Annotated in this window: 2 tRNA genes and 3 rRNA genes; all 5 read right to left on the bottom strand. The window is 51.3% G+C overall.

The features are described from left to right. Window positions 1–46: 46 nt before the first annotated feature. Window positions 47–162: ribosomal RNA gene (gene rrf, locus BMZ32_RS19240) — 5S ribosomal RNA — on the bottom strand. A 136-nt stretch (window positions 163–298) separates the two neighbouring features. After that, a 23S ribosomal RNA gene (locus BMZ32_RS19245) occupies window positions 299–3188 on the bottom strand. A 245-nt stretch (window positions 3189–3433) separates the two neighbouring features. Then, window positions 3434–3509: transfer RNA gene (locus BMZ32_RS19250), tRNA-Ala, on the bottom strand. A 30-nt stretch (window positions 3510–3539) separates the two neighbouring features. Beyond that, window positions 3540–3616: transfer RNA gene (locus BMZ32_RS19255), tRNA-Ile, on the bottom strand. A gap of 65 nt (window positions 3617–3681) precedes the next feature. Further along, window positions 3682–5218, bottom strand: a 16S ribosomal RNA gene (locus BMZ32_RS19260). The 16S, 23S and 5S rRNA genes sit together here with 2 tRNA genes alongside, the layout of an rRNA operon. Between the last annotated feature and the right edge of the window lie 32 nt (window positions 5219–5250).

The following is a 5250-nucleotide window of genomic DNA, read 5'->3' on the forward strand; positions in this document are numbered from 1 at the left end:
AGTAAAACCCCCGATCAGTTTCCTGATCGGGGGTTTTGGTGTAGGTGCTTGACGATGACCTACTCTCACATGGGGAAACCCCACACTACCATCGGCGATGCATCGTTTCACTACTGAGTTCGGGATGGGATCAGGTGGTTCCAATGCTCTATGGTCGTCAAGCGATTCAGCTGGAGTACCGTCGTTAGACGTTGCTCCGAATTGGGTATGTGATAAAGGTTTTGCAGTTCTTACAAATTTTCGGCTGTTGCGGTCTTCGTGTATTAGACACACAAACATCAAATTGTTTGGGTGTTATATGGTCAAGCCTCACGGGCAATTAGTATTGGTTAGCTCAACGCCTCACAGCGCTTACACACCCAACCTATCAACGTCGTAGTCTTCGACGGCCCTTTAGGGAACTCAAGGTTCCAGTGAGATCTCATCTCAAGGCAAGTTTCCCGCTTAGATGCTTTCAGCGGTTATCTTTTCCGAACATAGCTACCCGGCAATGCCACTGGCGTGACAACCGGAACACCAGAGGTTCGTCCACTCCGGTCCTCTCGTACTAGGAGCAGCCCCTTTCAAATCTCAAACGTCCACGGCAGATAGGGACCGAACTGTCTCACGACGTTCTAAACCCAGCTCGCGTACCACTTTAAATGGCGAACAGCCATACCCTTGGGACCGGCTTCAGCCCCAGGATGTGATGAGCCGACATCGAGGTGCCAAACACCGCCGTCGATATGAACTCTTGGGCGGTATCAGCCTGTTATCCCCGGAGTACCTTTTATCCGTTGAGCGATGGCCCTTCCATACAGAACCACCGGATCACTAAGACCTACTTTCGTACCTGCTCGACGTGTCTGTCTCGCAGTCAAGCGCGCTTTTGCCTTTATACTCTACGACCGATTTCCGACCGGTCTGAGCGCACCTTCGTACTCCTCCGTTACTCTTTAGGAGGAGACCGCCCCAGTCAAACTACCCACCATACACTGTCCTCGATCCGGATAACGGACCAGAGTTAGAACCTCAAGGTTGCCAGGGTGGTATTTCAAGGTTGGCTCCACGCGAACTAGCGTCCACGCTTCAAAGCCTCCCACCTATCCTACACAAGCAAACTCAAAGTCCAGTGCAAAGCTATAGTAAAGGTTCACGGGGTCTTTCCGTCTAGCCGCGGATACACTGCATCTTCACAGCGATTTCAATTTCACTGAGTCTCGGGTGGAGACAGCGCCGCCATCGTTACGCCATTCGTGCAGGTCGGAACTTACCCGACAAGGAATTTCGCTACCTTAGGACCGTTATAGTTACGGCCGCCGTTTACCGGGGCTTCGATCAAGAGCTTCGCGTTAGCTAACCCCATCAATTAACCTTCCGGCACCGGGCAGGCGTCACACCCTATACGTCCACTTTCGTGTTTGCAGAGTGCTGTGTTTTTAATAAACAGTCGCAGCGGCCTGGTATCTTCGACCGGCATGGGCTTACGCAGTAAATGCTTCACCCTCACCGGCGCACCTTCTCCCGAAGTTACGGTGCCATTTTGCCTAGTTCCTTCACCCGAGTTCTCTCAAGCGCCTTGGTATTCTCTACCTAACCACCTGTGTCGGTTTGGGGTACGGTTCCTAATTACCTGAAGCTTAGAAGCTTTTCCTGGAAGCATGGCATCAACCACTTCGTCGTCTAAAAGACAACTCGTCATCAGTTCTCGGCCTTGATCTCCCGGATTTACCTAAGAAACCAGCCTACCACCTTAAACACGGACAACCAACGCCGTGCTGGCCTAGCCTTCTCCGTCCCTCCATCGCAGTAATTAGAAGTACGGGAATATTAACCCGTTTCCCATCGATTACGCATTTCTGCCTCACCTTAGGGGCCGACTCACCCTGCGTCGATTAACGTTGCGCAGGAAACCTTGGTCTTTCGGCGTGGGAGTTTTTCACTCCCATTGTCGTTACTCATGTCAGCATTCGCACTTCTGATACCTCCAGCAAGCTTCTCAACTCACCTTCACAGGCTTACAGAACGCTCCTCTACCGCTCATCCTAAGATGAACCCGTAGCTTCGGTGTATGGTTTGAGCCCCGTTACATCTTCCGCGCAGGCCGACTCGACTAGTGAGCTATTACGCTTTCTTTAAAGGGTGGCTGCTTCTAAGCCAACCTCCTAGCTGTCTAAGCCTTCCCACATCGTTTCCCACTTAACCATAACTTTGGGACCTTAGCTGACGGTCTGGGTTGTTTCCCTTTTCACGACGGACGTTAGCACCCGCCGTGTGTCTCCCGTGCTGACACTTGTTGGTATTCGGAGTTTGCATCGGTTTGGTAAGTCGGGATGACCCCCTAGCCGAAACAGTGCTCTACCCCCAACAGTGATACACGAGGCGCTACCTAAATAGCTTTCGAGGAGAACCAGCTATCTCCGAGCTTGATTAGCCTTTCACTCCGATCCACAGGTCATCCGCTAACTTTTCAACGGTAGTCGGTTCGGTCCTCCAGTTAGTGTTACCCAACCTTCAACCTGCCCATGGATAGATCGCCCGGTTTCGGGTCTATACCCAGCGACTGTCGCCCTATTAAGACTCGCTTTCGCTACGCCTCCCCTATTCGGTTAAGCTCGCCACTGAATATAAGTCGCTGACCCATTATACAAAAGGTACGCAGTCACCCAACAAAGTGGGCTCCCACTGCTTGTACGCATACGGTTTCAGGATCTATTTCACTCCCCTCTCCGGGGTTCTTTTCGCCTTTCCCTCACGGTACTAGTTCACTATCGGTCAGTCAGTAGTATTTAGCCTTGGAGGATGGTCCCCCCATATTCAGACAAAGTTTCTCGTGCTCCGTCCTACTCGATTTCATTGATAAGAGAATTTCGTGTACGGGGCTATCACCCACTACGGCGGCACTTTCCAGAGCCTTCCACTATTCTCAAATCAACTTAAGGGCTAGTCCCCGTTCGCTCGCCACTACTAAGGGAATCTCGGTTGATTTCTATTCCTCAGGGTACTTAGATGTTTCAGTTCCCCTGGTTCGCCTCACACACCTATGTATTCAGTGTGTGATAACCAGCTTATGCTGGCTGGGTTCCCCCATTCAGAGATCTCCGGATCAAAGTCTGTTTGCCGACTCCCCGGAGCTTATCGCAGGCTACAACGTCTTTCATCGCCTCTGACTGCCAAGGCATCCACCGTATGCGCTTCTTCACTTGACCATATAACCCCAAGCAATCTGGTTATTGTCTAATAACGTGAAGACGACATTCGCCGAAAATTTGCAATTGAGAACTACAAATTTTACCTTGACCAAATTAATTACCAGTGAAAGTAATCAATCAGTCACTTCTATCACATACCCAAATTTTTAAAGAACGATTTTCTTACTGGTCAAAGACCAGAAATCAACATTCATCTGCTAGTTGCAGGAACGTTCATTTCTGAACTCTTACGATGCTGTATATGGTGGAGCCAAGCGGGATCGAACCGCTGACCTCCTGCGTGCAAGGCAGGCGCTCTCCCAGCTGAGCTATGGCCCCATATTCGTACAAGGCCAAACCCACAACAATTGGTGGGTCTGGGCAGATTCGAACTGCCGACCTCACCCTTATCAGGGGTGCGCTCTAACCAACTGAGCTACAGACCCAATCGTCTTTTTCAATGAATCAAGCAATTCGTGTGGGAGCTTATGAAGAAGCTGAAGTCTTCGATTAAGGAGGTGATCCAGCCGCAGGTTCCCCTACGGCTACCTTGTTACGACTTCACCCCAGTCATGAATCACACCGTGGTAACCGTCCTCCCGAAGGTTAGACTAGCTACTTCTGGTGCAACCCACTCCCATGGTGTGACGGGCGGTGTGTACAAGGCCCGGGAACGTATTCACCGTGACATTCTGATTCACGATTACTAGCGATTCCGACTTCACGCAGTCGAGTTGCAGACTGCGATCCGGACTACGATCGGTTTTATGGGATTAGCTCCACCTCGCGGCTTGGCAACCCTTTGTACCGACCATTGTAGCACGTGTGTAGCCCTGGCCGTAAGGGCCATGATGACTTGACGTCATCCCCACCTTCCTCCGGTTTGTCACCGGCAGTCTCCTTAGAGTTCCCACCATTACGTGCTGGTAACTAAGGACAAGGGTTGCGCTCGTTACGGGACTTAACCCAACATCTCACGACACGAGCTGACGACAGCCATGCAGCACCTGTGTCTGAGTTCCCGAAGGCACCAATCTATCTCTAGAAAGTTCTCAGCATGTCAAGGCCAGGTAAGGTTCTTCGCGTTGCTTCGAATTAAACCACATGCTCCACCGCTTGTGCGGGCCCCCGTCAATTCATTTGAGTTTTAACCTTGCGGCCGTACTCCCCAGGCGGTCAACTTAATGCGTTAGCTGCGCCACTAAGAGTTCAAGACTCCCAACGGCTAGTTGACATCGTTTACGGCGTGGACTACCAGGGTATCTAATCCTGTTTGCTCCCCACGCTTTCGCACCTCAGTGTCAGTACCAGTCCAGGTAGTCGCCTTCGCCACTGGTGTTCCTTCCTATATCTACGCATTTCACCGCTACACAGGAAATTCCACTACCCTCTACCGTACTCTAGTTCAGCAGTTTTGGATGCAGTTCCCAGGTTGAGCCCGGGGATTTCACATTCAACTTACTGAACCACCTACGCGCGCTTTACGCCCAGTAATTCCGATTAACGCTTGCACCCTTCGTATTACCGCGGCTGCTGGCACGAAGTTAGCCGGTGCTTATTCTGTCGGTAACGTCAAAGTAGCAACGTATTAAGTTACTACCCTTCCTCCCAACTTAAAGTGCTTTACAATCCGAAGACCTTCTTCACACACGCGGCATGGCTGGATCAGGCTTTCGCCCATTGTCCAATATTCCCCACTGCTGCCTCCCGTAGGAGTCTGGACCGTGTCTCAGTTCCAGTGTGACTGATCATCCTCTCAGACCAGTTACGGATCGTAGCCTTGGTGAGCCATTACCTCACCAACTAGCTAATCCGACCTAGGCTCATCTAATGGCGCGAGGCCCGAAGGTCCCCCGCTTTCTCCCGTAGGACGTATGCGGTATTAGCGTCCGTTTCCGAACGTTATCCCCCACCACTAGGCAGATTCCTAGGCATTACTCACCCGTCCGCCGCTCTCAAGAGAAGCAAGCTTCTCTCTACCGCTCGACTTGCATGTGTTAGGCCTGCCGCCAGCGTTCAATCTGAGCCATGATCAAACTCTTCAGTTCAATACTGCTTGGGTTTTGAGAAAACCCTAAAC

This window comes from Pseudomonas guineae (assembly GCF_900113745.1).
Lineage (GTDB): Bacteria > Pseudomonadota > Gammaproteobacteria > Pseudomonadales > Pseudomonadaceae > Aquipseudomonas > Aquipseudomonas guineae.